The sequence below is a fragment of the Labrys okinawensis genome, from assembly GCF_047345005.1.
GTDB classification, from domain to species: domain Bacteria; phylum Pseudomonadota; class Alphaproteobacteria; order Rhizobiales; family Labraceae; genus Labrys; species Labrys okinawensis.
The window spans coordinates 6,598,185-6,618,897 of sequence record NZ_CP178864.1 but is presented as its reverse complement, the minus strand read 5'-3'; the positions used below and the strand labels follow the sequence as shown (position 1 = coordinate 6,618,897).

21 protein-coding genes and 1 other RNA gene are annotated in these 20,713 nt (G+C 64.4%); 12 read left to right on the top strand and 10 right to left on the bottom strand.

Annotation, left to right across the window (positions count from 1 at the left end; all coding sequences use genetic code 11):
• Window positions 1-57: 57 nt before the first annotated feature.
• Window positions 58-1,473 (bottom strand): PLP-dependent aminotransferase family protein, encoded by a 1,416-nt coding sequence (locus ACMDCR_RS30710; RefSeq protein ID WP_413990244.1) that lies wholly within the window; start codon window positions 1,471-1,473, stop codon window positions 58-60.
• A gap of 97 nt (window positions 1,474-1,570) precedes the next feature.
• On the opposite strand from ACMDCR_RS30710, the gene ACMDCR_RS30705 reads away from it, so the two are divergent.
• The 4 genes from ACMDCR_RS30705 to ACMDCR_RS30690 all read left to right on the top strand — a co-directional run bounded on the left by ACMDCR_RS30705 (window position 1,571) and on the right by ACMDCR_RS30690 (window position 3,164).
• Window positions 1,571-1,993: a cupin domain-containing protein gene (locus ACMDCR_RS30705; RefSeq protein ID WP_413993772.1), complete on the top strand. Its 423-nt coding sequence runs from the start codon at window positions 1,571-1,573 to the stop codon at window positions 1,991-1,993.
• A gap of 1 nt (window position 1,994) precedes the next feature.
• Window positions 1,995-2,456 carry a carboxymuconolactone decarboxylase family protein gene (locus tag ACMDCR_RS30700; protein ID WP_413990243.1) on the top strand — a complete coding sequence of 154 codons (462 nt, stop codon included), beginning with the start codon at window positions 1,995-1,997 and terminating at the stop codon, window positions 2,454-2,456.
• A gap of 76 nt (window positions 2,457-2,532) precedes the next feature.
• Window positions 2,533-2,808: a PbsX family transcriptional regulator gene (locus tag ACMDCR_RS30695; protein ID WP_413990242.1), complete on the top strand. Its 276-nt coding sequence runs from the start codon at window positions 2,533-2,535 to the stop codon at window positions 2,806-2,808.
• Window positions 2,808-3,164, top strand: coding sequence for a type II toxin-antitoxin system PemK/MazF family toxin (locus tag ACMDCR_RS30690; RefSeq protein ID WP_413990241.1), 357 nt, complete (start codon window positions 2,808-2,810; stop codon window positions 3,162-3,164). The genes ACMDCR_RS30695 and ACMDCR_RS30690 overlap by 1 nt, the downstream gene beginning before the upstream one ends.
• A gap of 19 nt (window positions 3,165-3,183) precedes the next feature.
• Here ACMDCR_RS30690 and ACMDCR_RS30685 read toward each other — a convergent pair whose 3' ends face one another.
• The 3 genes from ACMDCR_RS30685 to ffs form a co-directional block, all read right to left on the bottom strand.
• On the bottom strand, window positions 3,184-3,507 hold the full coding sequence (locus ACMDCR_RS30685; RefSeq protein ID WP_284310466.1) for a YbaB/EbfC family nucleoid-associated protein: 324 nt from the start codon (window positions 3,505-3,507) through the stop codon (window positions 3,184-3,186).
• A gap of 35 nt (window positions 3,508-3,542) precedes the next feature.
• A complete protein-coding gene (locus ACMDCR_RS30680; protein ID WP_413990240.1) occupies window positions 3,543-5,333 on the bottom strand; it encodes a DNA polymerase III subunit gamma/tau in 1,791 nt (596 codons plus the stop codon).
• Window positions 5,334-5,378: 45 nt separating this feature from the next.
• Window positions 5,379-5,476, bottom strand: an RNA gene (gene ffs, locus ACMDCR_RS30675) — signal recognition particle sRNA small type.
• A gap of 449 nt (window positions 5,477-5,925) precedes the next feature.
• On the opposite strand from ffs, the gene ACMDCR_RS30670 reads away from it, so the two are divergent.
• From ACMDCR_RS30670 to ACMDCR_RS30655, 4 genes are all read left to right on the top strand, one after another.
• Entirely contained in the window at window positions 5,926-7,056 is a 1,131-nt protein-coding gene (locus ACMDCR_RS30670; protein WP_413990239.1) for a DUF4167 domain-containing protein, read from the top strand.
• Window positions 7,057-7,263: 207 nt separating this feature from the next.
• Window positions 7,264-7,752, top strand: coding sequence for a TerB family tellurite resistance protein (locus ACMDCR_RS30665; RefSeq protein WP_413990238.1), 489 nt, complete (start codon window positions 7,264-7,266; stop codon window positions 7,750-7,752).
• Window positions 7,749-8,537, top strand: coding sequence for an SDR family NAD(P)-dependent oxidoreductase (locus ACMDCR_RS30660; protein WP_413990237.1), 789 nt, complete (start codon window positions 7,749-7,751; stop codon window positions 8,535-8,537). Before ACMDCR_RS30665 ends, ACMDCR_RS30660 begins: the two co-directional genes overlap by 4 nt.
• Window positions 8,538-8,652: 115 nt before the next feature.
• The gene (locus ACMDCR_RS30655; RefSeq protein ID WP_413990236.1) at window positions 8,653-9,606 is read left to right on the top strand and encodes an acetyl-CoA carboxylase carboxyltransferase subunit alpha; all 954 of its coding nucleotides are present in this window, start codon (window positions 8,653-8,655) and stop codon (window positions 9,604-9,606) included.
• Window positions 9,607-9,661: 55 nt separating this feature from the next.
• On the opposite strand, the gene ACMDCR_RS30650 is transcribed toward ACMDCR_RS30655, so the two are convergent.
• The 4 genes from ACMDCR_RS30650 to ACMDCR_RS30635 form a co-directional block, all read right to left on the bottom strand.
• Window positions 9,662-10,888: an ABC transporter permease gene (locus ACMDCR_RS30650; protein ID WP_413990235.1), complete on the bottom strand. Its 1,227-nt coding sequence runs from the start codon at window positions 10,886-10,888 to the stop codon at window positions 9,662-9,664.
• Entirely contained in the window at window positions 10,885-11,574 is a 690-nt protein-coding gene (locus ACMDCR_RS30645) for an ABC transporter ATP-binding protein (protein ID WP_413990234.1), read from the bottom strand. Before ACMDCR_RS30645 ends, ACMDCR_RS30650 begins: the two co-directional genes overlap by 4 nt.
• Before the next feature lie 4 nt (window positions 11,575-11,578).
• On the bottom strand, window positions 11,579-12,037 hold the full coding sequence (locus tag ACMDCR_RS30640) for a hypothetical protein (RefSeq protein WP_413990233.1): 459 nt from the start codon (window positions 12,035-12,037) through the stop codon (window positions 11,579-11,581).
• 156 nt (window positions 12,038-12,193) lie between these two features.
• Complete coding sequence (locus ACMDCR_RS30635; protein ID WP_413990232.1) at window positions 12,194-13,966, bottom strand: alkaline phosphatase; 1,773 nt, start codon at window positions 13,964-13,966, stop codon at window positions 12,194-12,196.
• Between the two features lie 547 nt (window positions 13,967-14,513).
• On the opposite strand from ACMDCR_RS30635, the gene ACMDCR_RS30630 reads away from it, so the two are divergent.
• Window positions 14,514-16,085 (top strand): L,D-transpeptidase family protein, encoded by a 1,572-nt coding sequence (locus ACMDCR_RS30630; RefSeq protein ID WP_413990231.1) that lies wholly within the window; start codon window positions 14,514-14,516, stop codon window positions 16,083-16,085.
• An 85-nt stretch (window positions 16,086-16,170) separates the two neighbouring features.
• Window positions 16,171-16,935 (top strand): methyltransferase domain-containing protein, encoded by a 765-nt coding sequence (locus tag ACMDCR_RS30625; RefSeq protein ID WP_413990230.1) that lies wholly within the window; start codon window positions 16,171-16,173, stop codon window positions 16,933-16,935.
• On the opposite strand, the gene metW is transcribed toward ACMDCR_RS30625, so the two are convergent.
• Both metW and metX read right to left on the bottom strand, forming a co-directional pair.
• On the bottom strand, window positions 16,928-17,593 hold the full coding sequence (gene metW / locus ACMDCR_RS30620; protein ID WP_413993771.1) for a methionine biosynthesis protein MetW: 666 nt from the start codon (window positions 17,591-17,593) through the stop codon (window positions 16,928-16,930). The two genes, ACMDCR_RS30625 and metW, sit on opposite strands and share 8 nt — an antisense overlap.
• A 29-nt stretch (window positions 17,594-17,622) precedes the next feature.
• A complete protein-coding gene (metX, locus tag ACMDCR_RS30615; protein ID WP_413990229.1) occupies window positions 17,623-18,810 on the bottom strand; it encodes a homoserine O-acetyltransferase MetX in 1,188 nt (395 codons plus the stop codon).
• A 318-nt stretch (window positions 18,811-19,128) separates the two neighbouring features.
• On the opposite strand from metX, the gene ACMDCR_RS30610 reads away from it, so the two are divergent.
• Both ACMDCR_RS30610 and ACMDCR_RS30605 read left to right on the top strand, forming a co-directional pair.
• Window positions 19,129-20,109 (top strand): SPFH domain-containing protein, encoded by a 981-nt coding sequence (locus tag ACMDCR_RS30610; protein ID WP_413990228.1) that lies wholly within the window; start codon window positions 19,129-19,131, stop codon window positions 20,107-20,109.
• A gap of 98 nt (window positions 20,110-20,207) precedes the next feature.
• Complete coding sequence (locus ACMDCR_RS30605) at window positions 20,208-20,645, top strand: NfeD family protein (protein WP_413990227.1); 438 nt, start codon at window positions 20,208-20,210, stop codon at window positions 20,643-20,645.
• The last annotated feature ends 68 nt before the right edge of the window (window positions 20,646-20,713 follow it).

Here is a 20,713-nt window from a genome sequence, read left to right as displayed (position 1 = left end):
CGCCCTCGCCTCCGCCAGTCTTACCCACAGGCGACACCCTGCCGTCCGGGGCGGACATCAGCCGCCATTCGCCTCGATCAGCCCGATCAGGCGGTCGCAATCGGCGGCGAGGCGCTGTTCATTCTGGTTGGTGATGCCGAGCATGAGACCGGCGTGGCGCGATGCCTGGTACCACGGCGAGAGCGGCACGGGCGCCAGGCCGAAGGGAAGGGCCTGGCTGGCGATGGCGAGATCGTCGGCGGTGTCGCGCAGGTCGAGGCGAACGGAGAGCCCGCCGGTGACATGCACGGCCATGCCCGGACGCTGGCGCTGGCGCATATGCTCGGCGAGCCGCTCGCGCCGGATCGCGTAAAGGCGCTTCATGTGGCGCAGGTGCCGGAGATAGTGTCCCTCCGCCAGGAAAGCCGCGACGGCCCGCTGGATCGAGGCCGCGGGCGCAGGGAAGAGGGCGGCGGCGACATCGCCGAAACGGGCGGCGAGTTCCGGAGGCACCACCAGGAAGCCGAGCCTGAGCGCCGGGCTGATGGTCTTGCTGAAACTGCCCGCATGCAACACGCGGCCATGCGGGTCGAGCGAGGCAAGAGCCGGTGCCGCGCGGCCCTTCAACTGCAATTCGCTGAGATAATCGTCCTCGATGATCCAGGCTCCGGCTCGCCCGGCCCAGTCGATCAGGGCGAGACGCCGGGTCAGCGACAGGGTGATTCCGAGCGGCGCCTGCTGGCCGGGCGTGACGACCGCAAGCTTGGCCTTGGGGGCCAGACGCTGGCCAGCCGCGACATCGAGCCCCTCCTTGTCGACGGGGACGGGCACGATGGCGATGCGGGCGAATTCGAGCCCGACACGCGTGAGCGGAAAGGCCGGATCTTCCATCCAGGCGTGACAACCATCGAGGTCGAGCGCGCGCAGGATCAGGCTGAGAGCACCAGCATAGCCGCAGGTTATCAGGATCTGCCCTGGCGAGCATTGGATGCCGCGCGAAAGGGCGAGATAGGCGGCGATCTCCTGCCTGAGTTCGGGATGACCGCGCGGGTCCGGATAGCTCACTGGCGCGGCGGCGGCCGCCCGGGCGCCGCGGGCCATCAGGCGCAACCACAGCGAGAAGGGAAAGGCATCCTGCGCCGGCACGCCCATCTGGAAGGCGGCCGGCGGGCGCTCGAAATCGTGGAAGAGCATCGGCAGCGGCGTCGCCTCACGGGCCGGGTTGGCCGGCCGGCGGGGTGCCCCCTGCGAGATGACACGGGTGCCGGCCGCGCCCATGCCGGCGATCAACTGCTCGTCGGCGAGCTTCTCATAGGCCGTGCGCACTGTGCCGCGAGCCACGCCAAGCTGGGCGGCGAGGTCGCGCCAGGAGGGCAGGCGAGCCCCGCCCACAAGGCGCCCGTCACGGATAGCCTGGCTGATGCCGCGATGAATCTGGACCGCCAGAGGTTGCCGGGCGGTTCGGTCGATGCTGATCTCGAGCCTGTCTGTCATGCCTCACATGGTACAGCATTCTATGCAAGACTTGGTGCTTTTTCATGATCCGAAAGAAGCGCATCTTCGCCCCATCGGCATCAACGGGAACAAGATGATGACCCTCAAGACGTTACTTCTGGCTGTGTCCTTCGCCCTTGCAGGCGCAGGTCTTGCCAGCGCAAGCGACACTAAGGGCGGCGACATCGTTACGCCTGCCTTCCAACACCAGCTCCCCAATATCCCCGGCAAGACGCTGACAGCCGTCGTCGTCTCCTACAAGCCGGGCGGCACCTCGCCTTCCCACACCCACGCCAGATCGGCCTTCGTCTGGGCCTACGTGCTGTCGGGCTCGATCCGCAGCCAGGTCGATGACGGGCCGGCCAAGGTCTATCGTGCCGGCGAGAGCTGGTACGAGGATCCCGGCGCCCATCACAAGGTGAGCGAGAATGCCAGCAAGACCAAGCCTGCCTCGCTGCTCGCCGTCTTCGTCGCAGACAGCGACGAGAAAACCCTGACTACCTATGACCGGGACAAGTGAGATGACCAATCGCCTAGACTACAACACAGCCGCACCCGCCGGCATGAAGGCCCTCGGCGGCGTCTATGGCTATGTCAGCCAGAGCGGCCTGCCCAAGGCCCTGATCGACCTCGTCTATCTGCGTGTCTCGCTGATCAATGGCTGCGCCTATTGCATCGACATGCACACACGGGACCTGATCAAGGATGGCGTCTCGATCGACAAGATTGCACTCGTGCCGGTATGGCACGAAGCCGGCGAGTTGTTCTCCGCCCAGGAGCGGGCCGCTCTCAGATGGGCGGAGACGGTGACGAAGGTGGCCGAGACGGCCGTGCCCGACGCGGAGTTCCAAGCCGCCCGGGCCATCTTCAACGAAAGGGAACTCGCCGACCTCACCATCGCCATCGGCCTGATGAATACCTACAACCGCCTCGCCATCAGCTTCCGGGCGACGCCGCAGGCGGTGAAGCAACGCAACGGGTAGAATAAATTCGGAGCCTTCAAAATCCTCTCTTCAGGTGCTACATAAGTGCAACTTCATATTTTCAGGGGCCAAGGCCATGTCGGACATCGTCAAGCTGCGTCAGCAAGGCGGCGCGGCCATTATCACCGTGCCGGCCCATTATGTGCGCGAGTTGGCACTGAAGGTTGGCGCAGATCTTCAGGTCGATATTGTCGACGGCAAGTTGATCGTTCAGCCGGCCCTGCCCGTTAAGCCTTCTCTGCCACGCCGAACTCTTGCTGAACTTCTGGTTGGCTCGGAGCACGCTGCAGCCGTTCATGAAGAGACCAGATGGGCGCGCGAAGGCGATCCCGTCGGACAAGAAATCCTCTGATGGTTCGATCCACCGTGCCTCGACAGGGCGATATCTACTCCATCGATCCGAATCCGACGGCCGGCCGCGAACTCCGTGACCTGCATTTCTTTGTGGTGATCTCTCCTCAGGCCATCAATCGCCTTGGCGTCTGCATGACGGTGCCGATCACGACAGGTGGTGGAGCGGCCCGGGATATGGGCATTGCATTTCCGATCACGGGGAATCGCACAAATGGCGTTGCCCTGTGCAATCAGGTTCGCACTTTTGATCTTGCCGAGCGTGCTCGAATAGGCACTGCCCGCTATGTCGAAACTCTCGACGGTGACACGACACGGGGTATCGCTGGCGTCGTGGTCAGCATTCTTGAAGCCTGATGGTCCGTTCCCGTGCGGGTCAGAACGGCAGCTTCATGCCGGGCGGGATCGGCAGGCCGGCGGTGAGGGCGCCCATCTTTTCCTGCATCAGGCGATCGCCCTTGGCGCGCGCGTCGTTGTGGGCGGCGAGGATGAGATCCTCGACGATCTCCTTTTCCTCCGGCTTGAGCAGCGAATCATCCACACTGATGCCCTTCATCTCGCCCTTGGCGGTGAGGCGCACTTTAACGAGGCCACCGCCTGCGACGCCCTCCACTTCCGTGCGCTCCAGCTCGGCCTGCAGGTCCTGCATCTTGGCCTGCATGGCCTGGACCTGCTTCATCATGCCCATCACGTCTTTCATGGGGTGCTCCTAGAGAGTTCTGCTTTCAGTTTGCCTTAGATATCGTCGGCCGAGTAGGACTCGGTATCGTCGCGCTCGTCATTTTCATCCGGCGCCGGCGGCAGCGATTGCGTCGCCATAGGGCCGTTGTCGCGCACGTCGACGATTTCGGCGCCCGGGAAGCGTTCCATGACATTGCGCACCAGCGGGTGGGCGCGGATGCCGGAGAGCACGGCCGCCTGCCTGGCCTCGGCCTGCTCGCGCAGGGTGGATTCACCCCGTTCGGCGGAGATCACCACCAGCCAGCGCTTGTTTGTCCAGTCCGATAATTTGCGCGAGAGATCGTTGACCAGCCCCGCTGGCGAGCCCTGTTCGAGGGCGATGTCGAGGCGTCCGTCGGCGAAGGCGACAAGGCGCACGAAGCGCTCGAGCGACAGCTTCAGTGGCAGGTCTCGCTTTTCCTGCGCGAGCGCCACCACCTCGGCGAAGCTTGCGAGCTCGCGGATGGGAAGGGCTGCAGCGGCGCTATCCGCCTGCGGGATGCGCATCGGCTGAGGCTGTGCGTGCACCGGTGGCTGGGAGACACTGGTGATCAACTGTGCACGCGGTGCCGATGGCGCGGGAGCGGATGGCGAAGCAGCAGGCGAACGGGTCGGCAGGCTGCCGCCATTTTCCGTCAACTGGCGGATGAGTTCCTCGGGCGAGGGCAGGTCGGCGGCATAGCACAGCCGCGCCAGCACCATGTCGGCGGCGGCCAGCGGCTTGGCCGCCGTCTGCGTCTCCGGGATGCCCTTGAGCAGCATCTGCCACTGACGGGTCAAGACCTTCATCGAAAGCTTGCCCGCGAGTTCCGTGCTGCGCACCTTTTCGACTTCGGTAGCCGAGGGATCGTTGGCCGCGGCCGCAGAGATCTTCACGCGTGTGACGAAATGGGTGAATTCGGCAAGTTCAGACAGTACCACGGCCGGGTCGGCGCCCTGGTCGTATTGGGCGCGCAATTCGTCGAGCGCCGAAGCGGCATCGCCCCGCATCACCGCCTCGAACAGGTCGATCACGCGCGAACGGTCGGCGAGACCCAGCATGCTCCGCACGCTCTCGGCGTCGATGCTTCCGCCGGAATGGGCGATGGCCTGGTCCAGCAGGGACAGCGAATCGCGCACCGAGCCTTCGGCCGCGCGGGCGATCATCGCCAATGCCCCGGCGTCGATCGTCACATTCTCCTTCTCACAGATCGAGCCGAGATGGCGGGCGAGCAGGCCGGCATCGACGCGGCGCAGGTCGAAACGCTGGCAACGCGAGAGGATGGTGATCGGCACCTTCCGGATTTCGGTGGTGGCGAAGATGAATTTTACATGCGGCGGCGGCTCTTCCAAGGTCTTCAACAGAGCGTTGAAGGCCTGGGTGGTCACCATATGGACCTCGTCCATGATGAGGACTTTGAAGCGCGCCGAAACCGGGGCGTAACGCACGCCGTCGGTGATCTCGCGGATATTCTCGATGCCGTTATGCGAGGCGGCGTCGAGTTCCATCACGTCCATATGGCGCGAATCGATGATCGCCTGGCAGTGGCGGCCGAGCACCGGCATATGGATGGTGGGCTTGCCGCCACCCTCCTCCGGCTCGTAGTTCAGGCCTCGGGCGAGGATGCGCGCCGTCGTGGTCTTGCCGACGCCGCGCACGCCGGTGAGCATATAGGCCTGGTGGATCCGCCCCGTCTCGAATGCGTTCGACAGGGTGCGCACCATGGCGTCCTGGCCGATCAGATCGTCGAAGGTCTGGGGGCGGTATTTGCGGGCGAGGACGCGATAGGGCTGGGTATCGGGCAGCTTGTTGTTCGCGTCTTCCATCAACCATCCCTCTGAAAGGGCTTCCGCGACGCGGCCGTAAGAAAAGGTAGGAGGCTGGACGAAGACCCGCAGCGGTCTCGTTGGGGCTGCTTCCTTCCGGACCTGACCCGGTTGGCGAGTGTTGCGTCCACCGCCAACCTCCCGACGCGTATATGAGGCATCGCCGTGCGAATGACAAGACGGCAACACCCAATTCATCACAGGCGCAGGAAGCGGAGGACTTTCACGGTTTTTCAGCAAAAAAACCCAGCCGGCGCAAAAAAACGTCTTGGACTTTGGCTCGTGAGCGACTATCTAGGGATACACAAATCGTTAGGGGCTGGCGTCGATAGTACGAGCTGGCTCTAGTGCGGGAAGCACTTGTCGTCGAACTTCGAGCGATGCGCTCGTTCGCCCCAGCGATAGAAATGCTCATTCCGGTTACAAGAGCCAAGGTGGCGATCTGCCGGTGGTGTGCTGCTGCGTGCGACGCAGGCGGAATTGATGATTTTCCTAACCCGTGCGGTAACAAGAAAGACGCTTCGGCCATGACGGATGACCGCCATGACCTCGCCGCTTCGCGCAAGTTTATATTGGAGAATGAGACCAACCCATGAGGCAGGGACAGCAAAAGCGTATGCGCGGCCGTTCGCGCGGCGGTAAGGGTCCGAACCCGCTCAGCCGGAGCTATGAATCCAACGGCCCCGACGTCAAGGTGCGCGGAACCGCCGCTCATATCGCCGAGAAATATGTCCAGTTGGCGCGTGACGCACAGTCTTCCGGCGATCCGATTCTGGCCGAATCCTATCTGCAACACGCCGAGCATTATTTCCGCATCATCGCCGCCGCTCAGCCGCAGTATGGCAGCGAGCAGGGCTTCAGCCAGGGCGCCGAGGATGAGGAAGAGGGTGATGATGCCGATTTCGAGGGCCCGATCCCCTCGATGCCGCAGGGCTTCGGTTCGCCCACGAATCAGTTCGGCAACGGCAACGGTTCCGGCTTCGACGAGCAGCCCCGTCTGGTGCAGCCGGCGCGCGAGCGCAATTTCGGCGACCGTGACCGTGAGCGCGGCTTCGGCGATCGCGCCGAGGGCGGCCAGCCCTATCGCGAGCGCGAGCCCCGCTTCCGCGACCGTAACGATCGCTTCGGCAGCGATCGCGCCCCGCGCGAAGACCGTCAACCGCGCGAGGACAGGCCCTATCGCGAGGAGCGCCAGCCGCGCGAGCGCAACTATGGTGAGCGGGCCGAGCGCAGCTTTGACGCTCCCGTCAACGGCTTCTCGCCGGAGGGCGAAGGTAGCGGTGAGCAGCGCGGCTTCAATCCGCGCCACAGCCGCCGCGATCGTCGGTATGGCGACCGTCCCGAGCGGCCTTTCCGCGAGCGCAATGGCGAAGGTGCGCCTTACGGCGACCGCCAGCAGGGCGAGCGCGGCTCCTACCAGGAACGTTCCTTCCAGCCAGCTTCGGTTGTGCCGGTCGACCAGCCCCAACCGGACGTGAGCGAGGACAATTCGCTGTCGACGCTGCCGCCCTTCATCACGGGTACGCCCGCAGTGGCGCCGGCTCCGGCCCCCACGCCGGCCGCGACTCCCGCTCCCGCCGTGGCAGTAGAAGCGGCTCCCGAGCCTGTAGAGGGTGAGGGCGAAGCGCGCTTTCCTCTGCGTACGCGCCGCCGTCGCACTACCAAGCGTACGGCCGAGGCAAGTGAAACGCCAGAGCCGAGCGCGGAGCCGGCCGGCGAATAATCGCAGCCAGCACGCAATGCCACGATCAAACCCGGCGGTCGCTCTCTGACCGCCGGTTTTTTATTGCAAGGAAGTATCGATATGCTGGAACTCGCTGGCTCTTTCCGAGTTTGACCGCTTATGACTTGCGCAGGCGCTGCAAATCATGGTCCATAACGGCTTGGGTGGTGCGAGACAGCACCAGGGGGTCGATATCGGGATGTGGTGATGCTGGCTCGTTTGCAAAGACTGATACGCGGATTCACGCCGGGCGGTCCGGCCAAGCCCCGCTATGTCTTCGACGAGACGGACCACCGCGTGGCAGCCGCCGGCCTCCTCGTCTACGCCATGAATGTCGACGGCGTGCAGAGCCCGGCCGAGAAGAAGCGCGTCGAGAGCCTCATCCAGGAGCGCTTCTTGCTTGATGCCGGTGAGACGCGGGCGCTGCTCGCGGCCGCCGACGAGCGCAACCGCGACGCCCTCGATTTCAACGATTTCACCGGCATCGTGAAGCGCGCCTATAATCTCGAGGGACGCGAGCGCATCATCGAGATGATGTGGGAGACGGTGTTCGCCGACAAGGCGCTGCACGAATTCGAGGACAATCTCGTCTGGCGGGTGGCCGAGGAGCTCGGCGTGCCGGCGCAGGCGCGAAACGCCATCCGCAACAAGGTCGCCGAACACAATGGCGTCACCCTGCCGGAGGCCGGCGAGTGAGCCGTCCGGTTGCGCTGGTCACCGGGGCGTCCAGCGGTATCGGCGAGGAACTCGCGCGCGCCCTCGCCGAACAGGGCGAGGATCTCCTGTTGGTCGCTCGCACCGAAAGCGAACTCGCCCGTGTGCAAGGCGAGATCATCGCGGCGACCGGCCGCTTCGTCGCCATCCTGCCGCTCGATCTCGAGCGTGCCGATGCGGCCGAGATGGTCCAGCACGCCCTGCGGGCGCAGGAACTCACCGTGCGCCATCTCGTCAACAATGCCGGCTTCGGCCTCGCCGGCGACATGGCGGATATGCCTGCCGCCGGGCAGTTGGGCATGGTCGACCTCAATTGCCGCGCCCTTCTGGCGCTGACGCTCGCTTTCCTGACTGAGATTCGCGAGAATGACGGCGGCGTGCTCAACGTGGCTTCCGTTGCCGGCTTCACGCCCGGGCCGGGCCTTGCCGTCTATTATGCCAGCAAGGCCTTCGTGGTCTCTCTCACTCGTGCCCTGGCCTTCGAGGAGAGGGAGAGCGGCATCAGGGTCTGCGCCCTCTGTCCCGGTCCGGTGCCGACGAAGTTTGGCGCGCGGGCAGGCTTTCGCCGCTCCGTCGTGACCAACCTCACAAGACCTTTGTCGGCAAAGGAGGTCGCCCATATCGGTCTTGCCGGCTATTTCGGCCGCCGCACCATCGTGGTGCCCGGCCTCATTCCCAAGCTGATGGTCGCTGTGCTGTCGGTGCTGCCTGTCCGCATCGTCCTGCCTGTGCTGGCGCGAGCCCAGCGCCAACGCAGGAAGGGATGAGACGAGATCGCCGGTATCGTCGTCAGCCTGCCACAGCCACCTGCCAAAAGCCTTCCTTGACTTCCCTGCCGTGAGACGCCAGTTTCCGGCTCCTTTCGTCGTCATCCGGACAACCATGCGCAGCTATCTCGATTTTGAAAAACCCGTGGCCGAATTGGAGGCCAAAGTCGAGGAACTGCGGGCGATGGGAGAGTCCGGTGACGCAGTGGCGATCGGGGACGAGATCCAGCGTCTCGAGGTCAAGGCAAACCAGGCGCTGCGCGATCTCTATGCCCAGCTCACGCCCTGGCAGAAGGCGCAGGTCGCCCGCCATCCCGAACGTCCGCATGCCACAGACTATATCAAAGCCCTGATCGAGGATTTCTCGCCGCTTGCCGGTGACCGCAAATATGCCGAGGACGAGGCCATCATCGGCGGTTTCGGACGCTTCCGGGGCGAGGCAGTCTGCGTGCTCGGCCATGAGAAGGGCTCGGACACCGAAAGCCGCATTCGCCACAATTTCGGCATGGCGCGGCCCGAGGGCTACCGCAAGGCCGTGCGCCTGATGGAGTTGGCCGACCGTTTCGACCTGCCGGTTCTGTCCTTCGTCGATACGGCCGGCGCCTATCCCGGCATCGATGCCGAGGAACGCGGCCAGGCCGAGGCGATCGCCCGGTCAACCGATGCCTGCCTGGCGCTTGGCTCGCCGAATGTGGCCGTCATCATCGGCGAGGGTGGTTCGGGCGGCGCCATTGCAGTGGCCGCCACCAATCGCGTACTGATGCTCGAGCATTCGATTTATTCGGTGATCTCGCCGGAAGGCGCGGCCTCGATCCTATGGCGCGATCCCGCCAAGTCGCAGGACGCGGCCAACAACATGAAGATCACCGCGCAGGATTTGCTCAAGTTCGGCGTGATCGACGCGATCATCCCCGAGCCGACCGGTGGCGCCCACCGCGGAGCGGAGAAGGCGATCGAGACGACGGGCGATTTCATCCAGAACGCGCTGCGCGATCTGTCGAACCAGCCCCGCGAGGTGATCATCCGCGCCCGCCAGGACAAGTTCCTGATGATCGGCCGGAGTTTGTAGGGCCGGGAGCGCGCATATCTTGTCGCTCTCCCGAGGATAAAGTCGGCGGTCCCAGCTACACCCGCAGCGCCGCGGCCGGTGACTGCCGATACGCCAACACTGCGGGAATAATCCCGAGCACCGCCGCAAAGCCGATCAGCAGGCCGGCGAGACCCAGATCCCCGCGTGCGAACTCCACCGGCAGGGCAAAGCCGCTCCAGGCGGAGACTTGGCCTGAAATCGCCAGCGCGGCGGCATAGCCCAGTCCAAAACCGCAGGTGATGCCGAGCGTCAGCAGGGCGAAGAGTTCAAGCCAGACGATTGCGAGCACGGTAGAGCGCGGAGTGCCAAGAGCGCGCAACGCCCCGATCTGGCGCCGGCGCTGGCCGATATGGATGACGGTTACGAAGATCAAAGCCGCGGCGACGAGGAACTGCGCTCCGGCGGCCACCGCCACCAGCACGGTGCTGAAATCGCCGAGCGTTGCGTAAAGCCGCGTCAGCACCTCGGCAGGGAAGACGGCGAGCGAACCCTGCCCGCGATAGGCCTGGCGCAGCTTGTAGGCATCCGCCAGCGTCTTCGGCTTGACCAGCAAAGCCGGAGCACCGGGAATGGCGCCCGTAAAGCGCTCGTCGAGCGGGGCGGCGGGATCGAGCGTCGTTTCGCGCTCGGCATGGCCGGCCGTGTCGTGATCGGCCTCGCCGAGGCCGTGGATATGCCAGACCGCCTGGATCGGCACCATTATAGCCTTGTCCCAGGCCGTGCCGGTCGGCTTGAGACGGCCAACCACGGTATAGGCGAGGGCGGTGTGGGTGTGGCCGCCTTCCTCCGGCGCGCCATGTGAAGGCTTGATATGGGCGCCGAGCGGCACCCCGGCGTCGGATCCCGCTACGGCTTCGCCTTCTGCGGCGAAGAGCCGGCCCTCGGCGAAACCGTCGCCAAGATTGCGCACGAGCGTCGTCGTGGTGCCGACGATCTGCCGGCCCTGATAGGAATCGCCAAAGCCGATCGGCGCCACGAAGGCGGCGCGCGGATCGCTGGCGAGCTTCTGGAAGGTTTCGCCGGGCAGCAGCGGCAAGGGCGAGGGCTGCAGGAAGACGGCGGAGAGCACGAGTTGCGTCTCGCTGCCAGGGGCGCCGATGACGAGATCGAACTTGTCGGCCGCGCGGGCGCTGCCAAGCCGGATCGCCCGCTCCTGCAGCACCACGCCGACGCCGAGCGCGGTGGCGAGTGCTACCAACAGCACCACCGCAAGGGCGCCAGGCCACATCCGGCGCAGATCGGCGAGGATGAAGCGGATCATGCAGCGTCGGCCCTGGTGTGGCCGTCCGCGACGATACGGCCGGCGGAGAAGGTCAGGCGGCGCCCAAGGCGCTCCGTAAGCCGGTTATCATGGGAGACCACGATGAGCGTGCTACCGGCCTCCCGTGCCAACGTCAGCAGCAGATTCCCGACCAGGGCACCACTTTCGGCATCGAGGCTGGCGGTCGGTTCATCCGCCACGATAACGGCGGGTTCGCGCAGCAGGGCTCGGGCGATGGCGACGCGCTGCATCTCGCCGCGCGACATGCTCTCGATCGCTTGCTTGGGCCTGCTCAGGCCGACGCGGGCGAGCAAGGCATGGGCGCGCCCGATGGCCGCCTTGTCGGCGCCACCCGACAGGCGCAGCGGCAGCAGCACATTCTCCAGGGCCGAGAGGCCGGGAAACAGATGGAAATCCTGCATGACCAGTCCGACATGGCGGCCCCGCCAGCGGTCGCGCCGCCCCTCGGACAGGGCGGCGATATCGACACCACTCCAAACCACGCGACCTCGGCGCACGCGTTCCAGCCCGGTCACCACATTGACGAAGGTGCTCTTGCCGGAACCAGAAGCGCCGGTGATGGCGACCTGGCCGCCGGCAGGGATATCAAGGCTGCCGATCTGCAGCACCGGCGCGGGCAGGCCGGGATAGGAGATGGCGATATCGTTGAGCTTCAGGGCAAGCACGGCGTCAGGCCACCCAGTAACGCGCCCCGCGCAGGCGCAGGCGGCTGAGGAAGCCGGTCTCGGGATCGGTCCAGGAGCCCATCTCCAGGCGACCGGTCACCTCGATGCGGGTGCCTGGCTGCACGAAGGTCTGCTTTTCGTCGAGATAGACGACCACGATGTTGTCGGGCCAGTCCGCATCCGAGGAACAGAAGGGGCAGATCGACATCGGGACCTCGGTGAGCACGAAGAAATTGGCCTCGGCTTTCAGCGGTGGCGCCATGAAGCCGCTCATGGTGACCTCCTGGCCGGCGAGTTCCTTGACCCTCGCGGAGTATTCAAGGCCGAGCACGCTGATCTTGCCATAGAGCTCGTCGAAGGTGAGCGCGGCGGAGGCAGCAAGGGCTGCATGGGCGAGGAGGAGAGGCGAAAGGCCGATGAGGCCGAGGACGCGGCGGCGGTGCAAGATGCCGGTCTCGGTCATGGCGCTGTCCTTTCGCATGGCGTTCAGTCCCGAGCGGTTATCGAGGGCCCCGGCCGGGAATGACAATGCCTCCGCCTGCCTTGGCAAGTAACGAACTCCCAAATAACACACTCCTCCGGGCAGTTTTCCACCCGGAGGAGCGTATCACGACCCTGCTTACTGCATCTGGGCCTTCTGGGGTGCGGCGTTGCCGAGGGCGAAGGCGTCGACCAGCACCTTGTAAACGTCGCTCTCTTCCATATAGCCTTTGAAGCCCTCGGCGCCGGGACCGGTGGCCTGCAGTACGATGTCGTCGACGGCATGGACGGCGGTGTCGGCATTGCGCGGCAGGTTGCCTTCGCGGAGGACGGCGCCGGGAACGTCCTTATAGGCTGGGTTGGCGACATATTCCTTCTTCTCGTTCTGGATGGCCGGCTCGAACGGGCCGTCCATCTTCGGGCGGAAGGTCTCGTAATAGTCGGGATAGTTGTTGGAGAAGACAGCAAGGCGCTTGGAGACATCCACCTTGTCCGGATAGCCGTCGCCATCCTTGTCCTCATAATTGGGGAAGCCAGCTTCGGCGTAGGTGCCGACCTTCTCGCGCATCTCCGTGCCCGGCTTGTTGTCGTCGATGGTGCCGATGATCGACACGCCATGAGTGTGATCGCCGGTGGCGACGATGAGCGTGTCGGGATGGGCCTTGGCGAATTCGCGGGCGAGGCCGACGACCTTGTCGAACTCGATGGTTTCATAGAGCGAGCGATCCCAGTCCATGGGATGGGACATCTTGTCGATCGAGGCACCTTCCACCATCAGGAAGAAGCCATCCGGGTTCTTGGAAAGCTGCTCGAGGGCGACCTTGGTCATGTCTTCGAGGCCAGGCTGGTTCGGGAATTTGGAGACCGTACCCTTCTTCAGGAACAGGCGGTCGAGCGCCACGTCCATGTTGCCGGTGTGGAAGAGGCCGAGGATCTTGTTGTTGTTGGTGCCATTGGCGGCCGCGAGGCTATCCTTGTCGGTAGCCACGGCGTAGCCGGCATCCTTGAAGAGCTGGATATAGTCCTTGTCATCCTTGCGCTTGGAACCGGGCGTGGCCTGCGGCAGGAAATAGGCGGAACCCCCGCCCAGGATGACATCAGGTTTGACGCCGTAGAACATGCCGACGATGTTGGCCTTGTCGGCACGCTTGCGGGTATGGGAGACGACGGCCGCCGGCGTGGCATCCTCGATCTCGGCAGTGGAGACCACGCCGATCGACTTCTTGGAGGCACGGCGCAGGGCTTCGGCGATGGTCTCGACCCTCGGATCATCCAGGCTGCCCGGCGTGCGGTCGGCATAGACGCCCAGCGCATTCACCGCGGTCTTATGGCCGGTCATATAGGCGGACATGGTGTTGGCGCTGTCGGTGGCGATGGCGTCAGTCGCCGAAGTGCCGATGAAGGCCATGTGGTCGAGGTCGTCCAGATTGAGGCGGCCATTGGCCTTGCCCTCGGTCATGCCCTTGGACATCAGGCGGGCGCCTGTACGGTGAGCAACCGACAGGCCGTCGCCGAGCAGGAAGATGATGTTCTTTGCCTTGGGGGTGGCAGCGGTGCCGTAGACGTCCCAGGTCACGCTCTTCACCTGGCTGCCGGCGGAGACTTCCACCTTGTAGCTGCCGGGGATCGAGATGGTGAGGCCACGCAACAGGACGGCGGAACCGAGGTCCTTGTCTTCCTTGCCCTTCTCCGAGGCGACGAACTCGACATCCTTGCCGAAGACTATCTTGTAATCCTGGCCGTTCACGGTGACCCGGACGTCATCCTGCTTAACGTTTCCTTCGAACTCGACCTTGAAGTCGAAGGGCGAGCCGACGAGGATCGTTGCGCGGTCCAACGGATAGATGCTAGTGGCCTGCGCTGGCGCGGCCAGCATGGTCGTAGCGGCAAGGGCGGCGAGAAGCGTGCGCATGGTGATCCTTTCGATGACACAAGCTTAAGTTGTGTTCGCAAGGAATAGCTACCTGCAGTGACGGATCCATGACATGCTGCCGGCTTCTGCCAGGCGCGCATGATATACGACATGTGATTGCAACCATTCCAGACAAGACTTGTCTCGACTGGCAATCTTGGCTCGCTTTATCGCCGATATGTATACTCTTTGACATAGCGTCAACGATACAAACACAAGTTGCAGTAAGAACAGTATCGGTGTCCATTTACCTTCCGGGGTGTGGGGGCCATGGTGCCAGGACAAGGACCCGGCCGTGGCAGGTTTATCCTTTCTGGTCATCTCGTACGGGGCATGCGATATATCAGCGACCGCCCCCTCTATCGCGGCGCGCCGGAATCAGGCATTGTTGTGTTAAGACACTGTTCATGATGTCGCGTAACCATGATGGGCCCGTGACTTGCGGCGACTGCCCATTGACGGTAAATGTCCTCTCGTCTGAAGTACTGACTTTTCACGGGTTCGCTGGTTCATGTCCGCTCACTTCACGTTGACGCGCAAGATTGCCATGGCTGTGCCGATTATGTTGCTGGCCGCGGCTTGTTCCAATCAGAACGGGGCCAGCCTTCGCTCCATCAGCCCCGTACCCCCGTCGCTCTTGGCCGAAATGCAGGCCAAGGACATGGCGCGCACTGCGCCGATCCTCGTGCGTGTGTACAAAAAGGAATCCGAGCTCGAGATCTGGAAGCAGACCTCGAGTGGCAAATATGGCCTGCTCAAGACCTATCCGATCTGCCGCTGGTCCGGCCAGCTAGGCCCCAAGAAGGTCGAAGGCGACCGCCAGGTGCCCGAGGGCTTCTATAATGTCGGCATGGGCCAGCTCAATCCGAACTCGAAATATTACCTGTCCTTCGACGTCGGCTATCCCAACAATTTCGACCGCCAGCTCGGCCGCGCCGGCGGCGACATCATGGTACATGGCTCCTGCTCCTCGCGCGGCTGCTTCGCGATGACCGACAAGCAGATGGCCGAGATCTATGCCGTGGCCCGTGAAGCGCTGCAGGCTGGCCAGGGCTCGTTCCAGCTGCAGTCCTATCCCTTCCACATGACGGCCGAGAACATGGCCAAGAACCGCAAGAATCCGAATCTCGGCTTCTGGCAGAATCTGAAGGAAGGCTCCGACAATTTCGAAGTGACCAAGCAGTCGGTGAAGACCGATGTCTGCAAAGGCCGCTATGTCTTCAACGGTGACGGTGGTGCGCCCTGTGGCATTGCACCCGCCAGTCCGAGCGTGGCCGCCGCCGTCTACGACAAGAAGCGCAACGACGAGGCCAAGATCGCCTCGCTGATCTCTTCGGGCACCAAGGCCTATAACTACATCTATCAGGATGGCGGCTCCAACCCCATCTTCGTGGCTCGCTCCGTCGACCAGATGGCCGTGCCGGGCAAGGACCGTCCCTTCGTCTATTCCAGTATCGACGTGACTGAAGTGGCGCTCAACGACAATGGCGCGCCGGCCACCGCCGCCGATGCCCAGGCCGCCCGGCAGGTGACCTATTCGGCGGCCGAGGAACTGCTGCAGTCCGAAGCCGCGATAGCCCGCCGTCCGCTTAGGGGACCTGCCGATCCGAAGGCCGTCGCGGCCCGCCAGCAGTCCGTCTATGCCGGCCTGATGGGCGGCAAATTGCCGGCCGATCAACTGCCCGCTGCCCAGCCTGCCGCGGTGGCGACCGTCGATGTGCCCGGCAGACCCTCCCTCGTGGCGGCGGCTCCGGTCCCGGCTGAGGTCGCCGCGCCTGGCCCGAAGGTGGCTGCTGCGGCTCCAGCGGGTGATGACCAGCCCTTCTATGCCAGCTGGCTTGGTTTTGCCAGCGAGCCGGCCAAGCCAGCTCAGCCAGCCGTGACGGCGCAGGTCGACCCGGTGCAGACGGGAACGGTGCCCGAGACCAAGTCGAAGAATGGCAAGAAGCTGGTTCGCCAGACGGTGACGCCTGGCAAGCCGGTGGTTGCGTCCGTCGCACCACCTGCCGATCAGGTTGCGGCGCTGCCATCGTCTGCTGCCAACCCGCCCGCCGAGCAGCCCTTCTACAAGCGCTGGCTGAATTGGGGCGGGGACAGCGCGGCAACGCCGGCCAATTGAGATCGCAGGCCATCTTCGCTAGACTGACACTGGAACCCTTTCCCGCCGGGAGAGGGTTCCTCCGTTTCCGGAAGCGTTGCGTGCCATGTCGCTTGATGTCGTCGATCTCCGCGACTTCTACACCTCCAATCTCGGCATCGTCGCCGGGCGCCTGATCGCGACCAAGATCCGGGCGCGCTGGGGCGATCTCACCGGCCAGCGCGTGGCTGGAATCGGCTTTGCTGCGCCCTACCTCACCATGTTTCGCGACGAGGCCGAACGCGTGGTCTCCTTCAATCCGGCAACCCAGGGGGTGCTGGAGTGGCCGGACACCGGCCCCTTGGCGGCAGCACTGGTTGAGGAGACGGAACTGCCGCTCGCCGACGGTTCGCTCGACCGCGTGCTCGCCATCCACCTTCTGGAAGAGGCCGACTCCGCCCTGGACACGCTGCGCGAGATCTGGCGCGTGCTGGCGCCGGGCGGCACGGTCATGCTGGTGGCGCCCAACCGGCGCGGGGTGTGGGCGCGTTCGGACGCCACGCCCTTCGGCAATGGCCGGCCCTTCTCGCGCCCGCAGCTCACGCGGCTGTTGCGCGACGCCCTGTTCTCACCGGTGAACTGGACGGAGGCACTTTATCTGCCGCCGCTCTTCCATGGCTGGGCCCTGCGTTCGGCCCCCACCTATGAGCGCCTCGCCGCACGTTTGGCCTCGCCCTTTGCGGGCGTGCATATCGTGGAAGCCTCCAAGCAGGTGTTCCGCCCGATCACCGTGCGCGCCAAGCGCGCGACGGCGCCGAAATTCCAGCCGGTGTTGATACCAAGCGCGGGAAGGGTCGCTGGGAGCGCGGACGTCCCTGCGACACTCACTTGAGTTTCGCAGGGATATCCGCGCTCCCAGCTCGCCTCAACAAAAATACCGCCTGCTCGCCGAACAGGTTCCAGAACCACCAGGGCGCCTGCACCTGGACGGGCTGGCCCGAGACCGTCAGTGCTTCCGCCCGCTCGATCACCACATCGATGCTGCGGGCCATCTCGACGAAATCGCGGATCGAGCAGAAATGGATGTTGGGCGTGTCGTACCAGCTATAGGGCAGGTTCTCGGTCACCGGCATGCGGCCGCGCAACAGGATCTGGCTGCGGATGCGCCAATGGCCGAAATTGGGGAAGGAGACGATGGCGCGCCGGCCTATGCGCAGCATGTCCTCCACCACCTGGCGCGGATTGCGGGTGGCCTGCAGGGTCTGAGACAGGATGACATAGTCGAAGCTGTCGTCGGCATAATCGCCAAGATCGGAATCGGCATCGCCCTGGATCACGGCAAGGCCTCGCCCGACGGCGGCATTGACACCGAGCTGGCTGATCTCGATGCCGCGCCCGTCGACATTGCGCGTGGCTTCCAGCAGCGACAGCAGCTCGCCGTCGCCGCAGCCGACGTCGAGCACCCGTGCGCCGGGAGTGACCATGTCGCGGATCCTGAGGAGGTCGAGCCGCGTCCCGAGGCCAGACCCGTTGCTGCGCTGGGCCGTCATGGTACGGGTGTCGCGCTGGCGGAACTTCGTCATGCGATGCCCCTGTCGCGCGCGGCGGCGCCCACGAAGCCCCGCACCATGCCGAAGAGCTCGGGGATGTCGAGCAGGAAAGCATCGTGGCCTTTGTCCGTCTCGATCTCCACGAAAGAAACGCGCGCCCCGGCCGCGTTGAGTGCGTGCATGATCTGGCGCGAGTCGCTGGTGGGGAACAGCCAGTCCGAGGTGAAGGAGGCGACGCAAAATCGCGTCCGCGTGCCCTTGAAGGCGGCGGCGAGCGAGCCGCCATGATCGCTGGCAAGGTCGAAATAATCCATTGCCCGCGTGACATAGAGGTAGGAGTTGGCGTCGAAGCGGTCGACGAAGCTCAGGCCCTGATAGCGCAGATAGCTCTCGATCTGGAAATCGGCATCGAAGGTGAAGGTGCGTTCCGCCCGGTCCTGCAGGTTGCGGCCGAACTTGCGCTGCAGGGCGCCTTCCGAGAGATAGGTGATGTGCGCGGCCATGCGCGCCACCGCCAGGCCCTTGGCGGGCCGCGTGCCTGCCTCGATATAGCGCCCGCCCTGCCAGTCGGGGTCGGCCATGATGGCCTGGCGGCCGACCTCGTGGAAGGCGATGTTCTGGGCCGAATGGCGCGGGGCGCTCGCGATGCAGAGCGCGCAGAAGACACGTTCCGGATAGGACGCCGCCCATTGCTGGACCAGCATGCCGCCCATCGAGCCGCCGAGGACGCAGAACAGGCTCGGGATCTCCAGGTGGTCGAGAAGCATGGCCTGCGCCCGCACCATGTCGGCGACAGTCACCACGGGGAAATCGAGGCCATAGGGTTGGCCGGTGACCGGATTGGTCGAAGCCGGCCCCGAGGAGCCCATGCAGCTGCCGATGACATTGGGGCATATGACGAAGAAGCGTTCTGTATCGATCGGCTTGCCTGGTCCGACCATGGTCTCCCACCAGCCAGCCCGGCCGGTGACGGGGTGGACATTGGCGACATGCTGGTCGCCCGTGAGGGCGTGGCAGACCATCACGGCGTTGGATTTGTCGACGTTGAGCCTGCCGGCTGTGGTGTAGGCGATACGAAGGGGCGCGAAGTCGATGCCGCTGTCGAGGCGCAGCGGCTTGTGCATGCCGAAATCGACAATAAAGCTGTCGTCTGGCTCATCGGCCTGCTTGCGGGCCATTTCCGGAAAACTGGCGCGCAGTTGCTCTCCTTCGGACATGGGGCTGTGCCATTCCTTCCCGATAGCGTTCGGTTTGTCGAACATTTCGTTCGACGCAACCTAATAACATGGGTTGGCGGAAGCGCAATGGCTGGGGCCGCCGGGGCCTTCCCGGGACCGCTGGCTTTCCAGCCGGCTCTTCTTGTCCGGCAGACGCCCCGGTACGAGGAGCCGGCTGGAAAGCCGGCGGTCCCAAGGATCACGCTCGCAGCGTGTGCGTTTCAACACGCCGAGACCGCCATCGCTCGCCACCGGCCTTGCATGCGCCACGGTGAGGGGTAGACAGGAGCGGAATGCCGCAGTCCCAGGGAACCCGCCATGTCCGACTTCGCAGTCACCTCCACCACCGTCATCATTGCCGCCGCTGTCGTTCTGCTGTTCTTCCTGATGAAGATGGTGAAGACGGTGCCGCAGGGCTACAATTTCACCGTCGAGCGCTTCCGCCGATACGCCTATACGATCCAGCCCGGCCTCAACATCGTGCCACCGATCTTCCACCGCATCGGCGTGAAGATGAACATGATGGAACAGGTGCTGGATGTGCCGACGCAGGAGATCATCACCAAGGACAACGCCACGGTCGCAGTCGATGGCGTGGCCTTCTTCCAGGTGATCGACGCGGCGCGGGCGGCCTATGAGGTTGCCAATCTCAATAGCGCGATCATGAATCTGCTGATGACCAATATCCGCACCGTGATGGGCTCTATGGATCTCGACCAACTGCTGTCCCACCGCGATGAGATCAACAATCGTCTGCTTAATGTGGTCGATGCGGCTGCCATCAGCTGGGGCATCAAGATCACCCGCGTCGAGATCAAGGATATCGTGCCGCCGGCCGATCTGATCGCCTCGATGGGCCGCCAGATGAAAGCCGAGCGCGAGAAGCGCGCGGTGATCCTGGAGGCCGAGGGCCAGCGCCAGTCGGAGATCCTCAAGGCCGAGGGCCAGAAGCAGGCGCAGGTGCTGGAGGCCGAGGGTCGCAAGGAGGCGGCCTTCCGCGACGCCGAGGCCCGCGAGCGCTCCGCACAGGCCGAGGCCGCCGCGACATTGGTCGTTTCAGAGGCGTTGTCGCAGGGCAATGTCGCCGCGCTCAACTACTTCATCGCCGACAAATATGTGAAGGCAATGCAGGCGATGGCGAGTGCCCCCAACCAGAAGGTCCTGGTCCTGCCGATGGAAGCGACGGCGCTGATCGGCTCGCTCGCCGGCATCGGCGAGATCGCCAAGGCGACCTTCGGCGATGCGGCCGCGCAGGCCCGGCGTGGCGGCTCCGGCGTGCCGAATGTCGGGCGGGATTAAGCTTCCGGGTGCACGGACATCTTGTCCGTTCTCCCTATCCCGCAAGCTCATCGTTTCCAAGAACGGACAAGATGTCCGTGCACCCGGAAAGAATTCCCATGCACGAAATCACTTCCATAACGGTTTGGGGTTGGTTCGTCCTGGCTGCGATGCTCATCGGGCTGGAAATGCTGATGCCCGGCGCCTTCATGATCTGGCTGGGCCTTGCGGCGGCAGCGACCGGCCTCGTCAACCTATTGCTGCCGATGGACTGGCCCTTCGCCCTGCTGCTCTTTGCCATCCTCGGCGTGATCTTCGCCTGGATTGGCCGCCGCATCTCCGCTCGCGTCGATGCCGGCGACAAGGAGCAGCCCTTTCTCAACCGCCGCGCCGACGCTCTGATAGGCCAGAGCTTCACCTTGTCCGAGCCGATCGTGAACGGGGAGGGGCGCATCCGCATCGGGGACACGGTCTGGCATCTGCGCGGACCGGATGCGAATGCCGGTACGCGCATCAAGGTGGTGCGCGTCGAAGGCGGTAAGCTGGTGGTGGAATAGCGCTGGGAGCGGCGACTTTCCAGCTTGCCTGCTTCCTCAAATCTCACAGGCTGATGCGCTGGGAACGC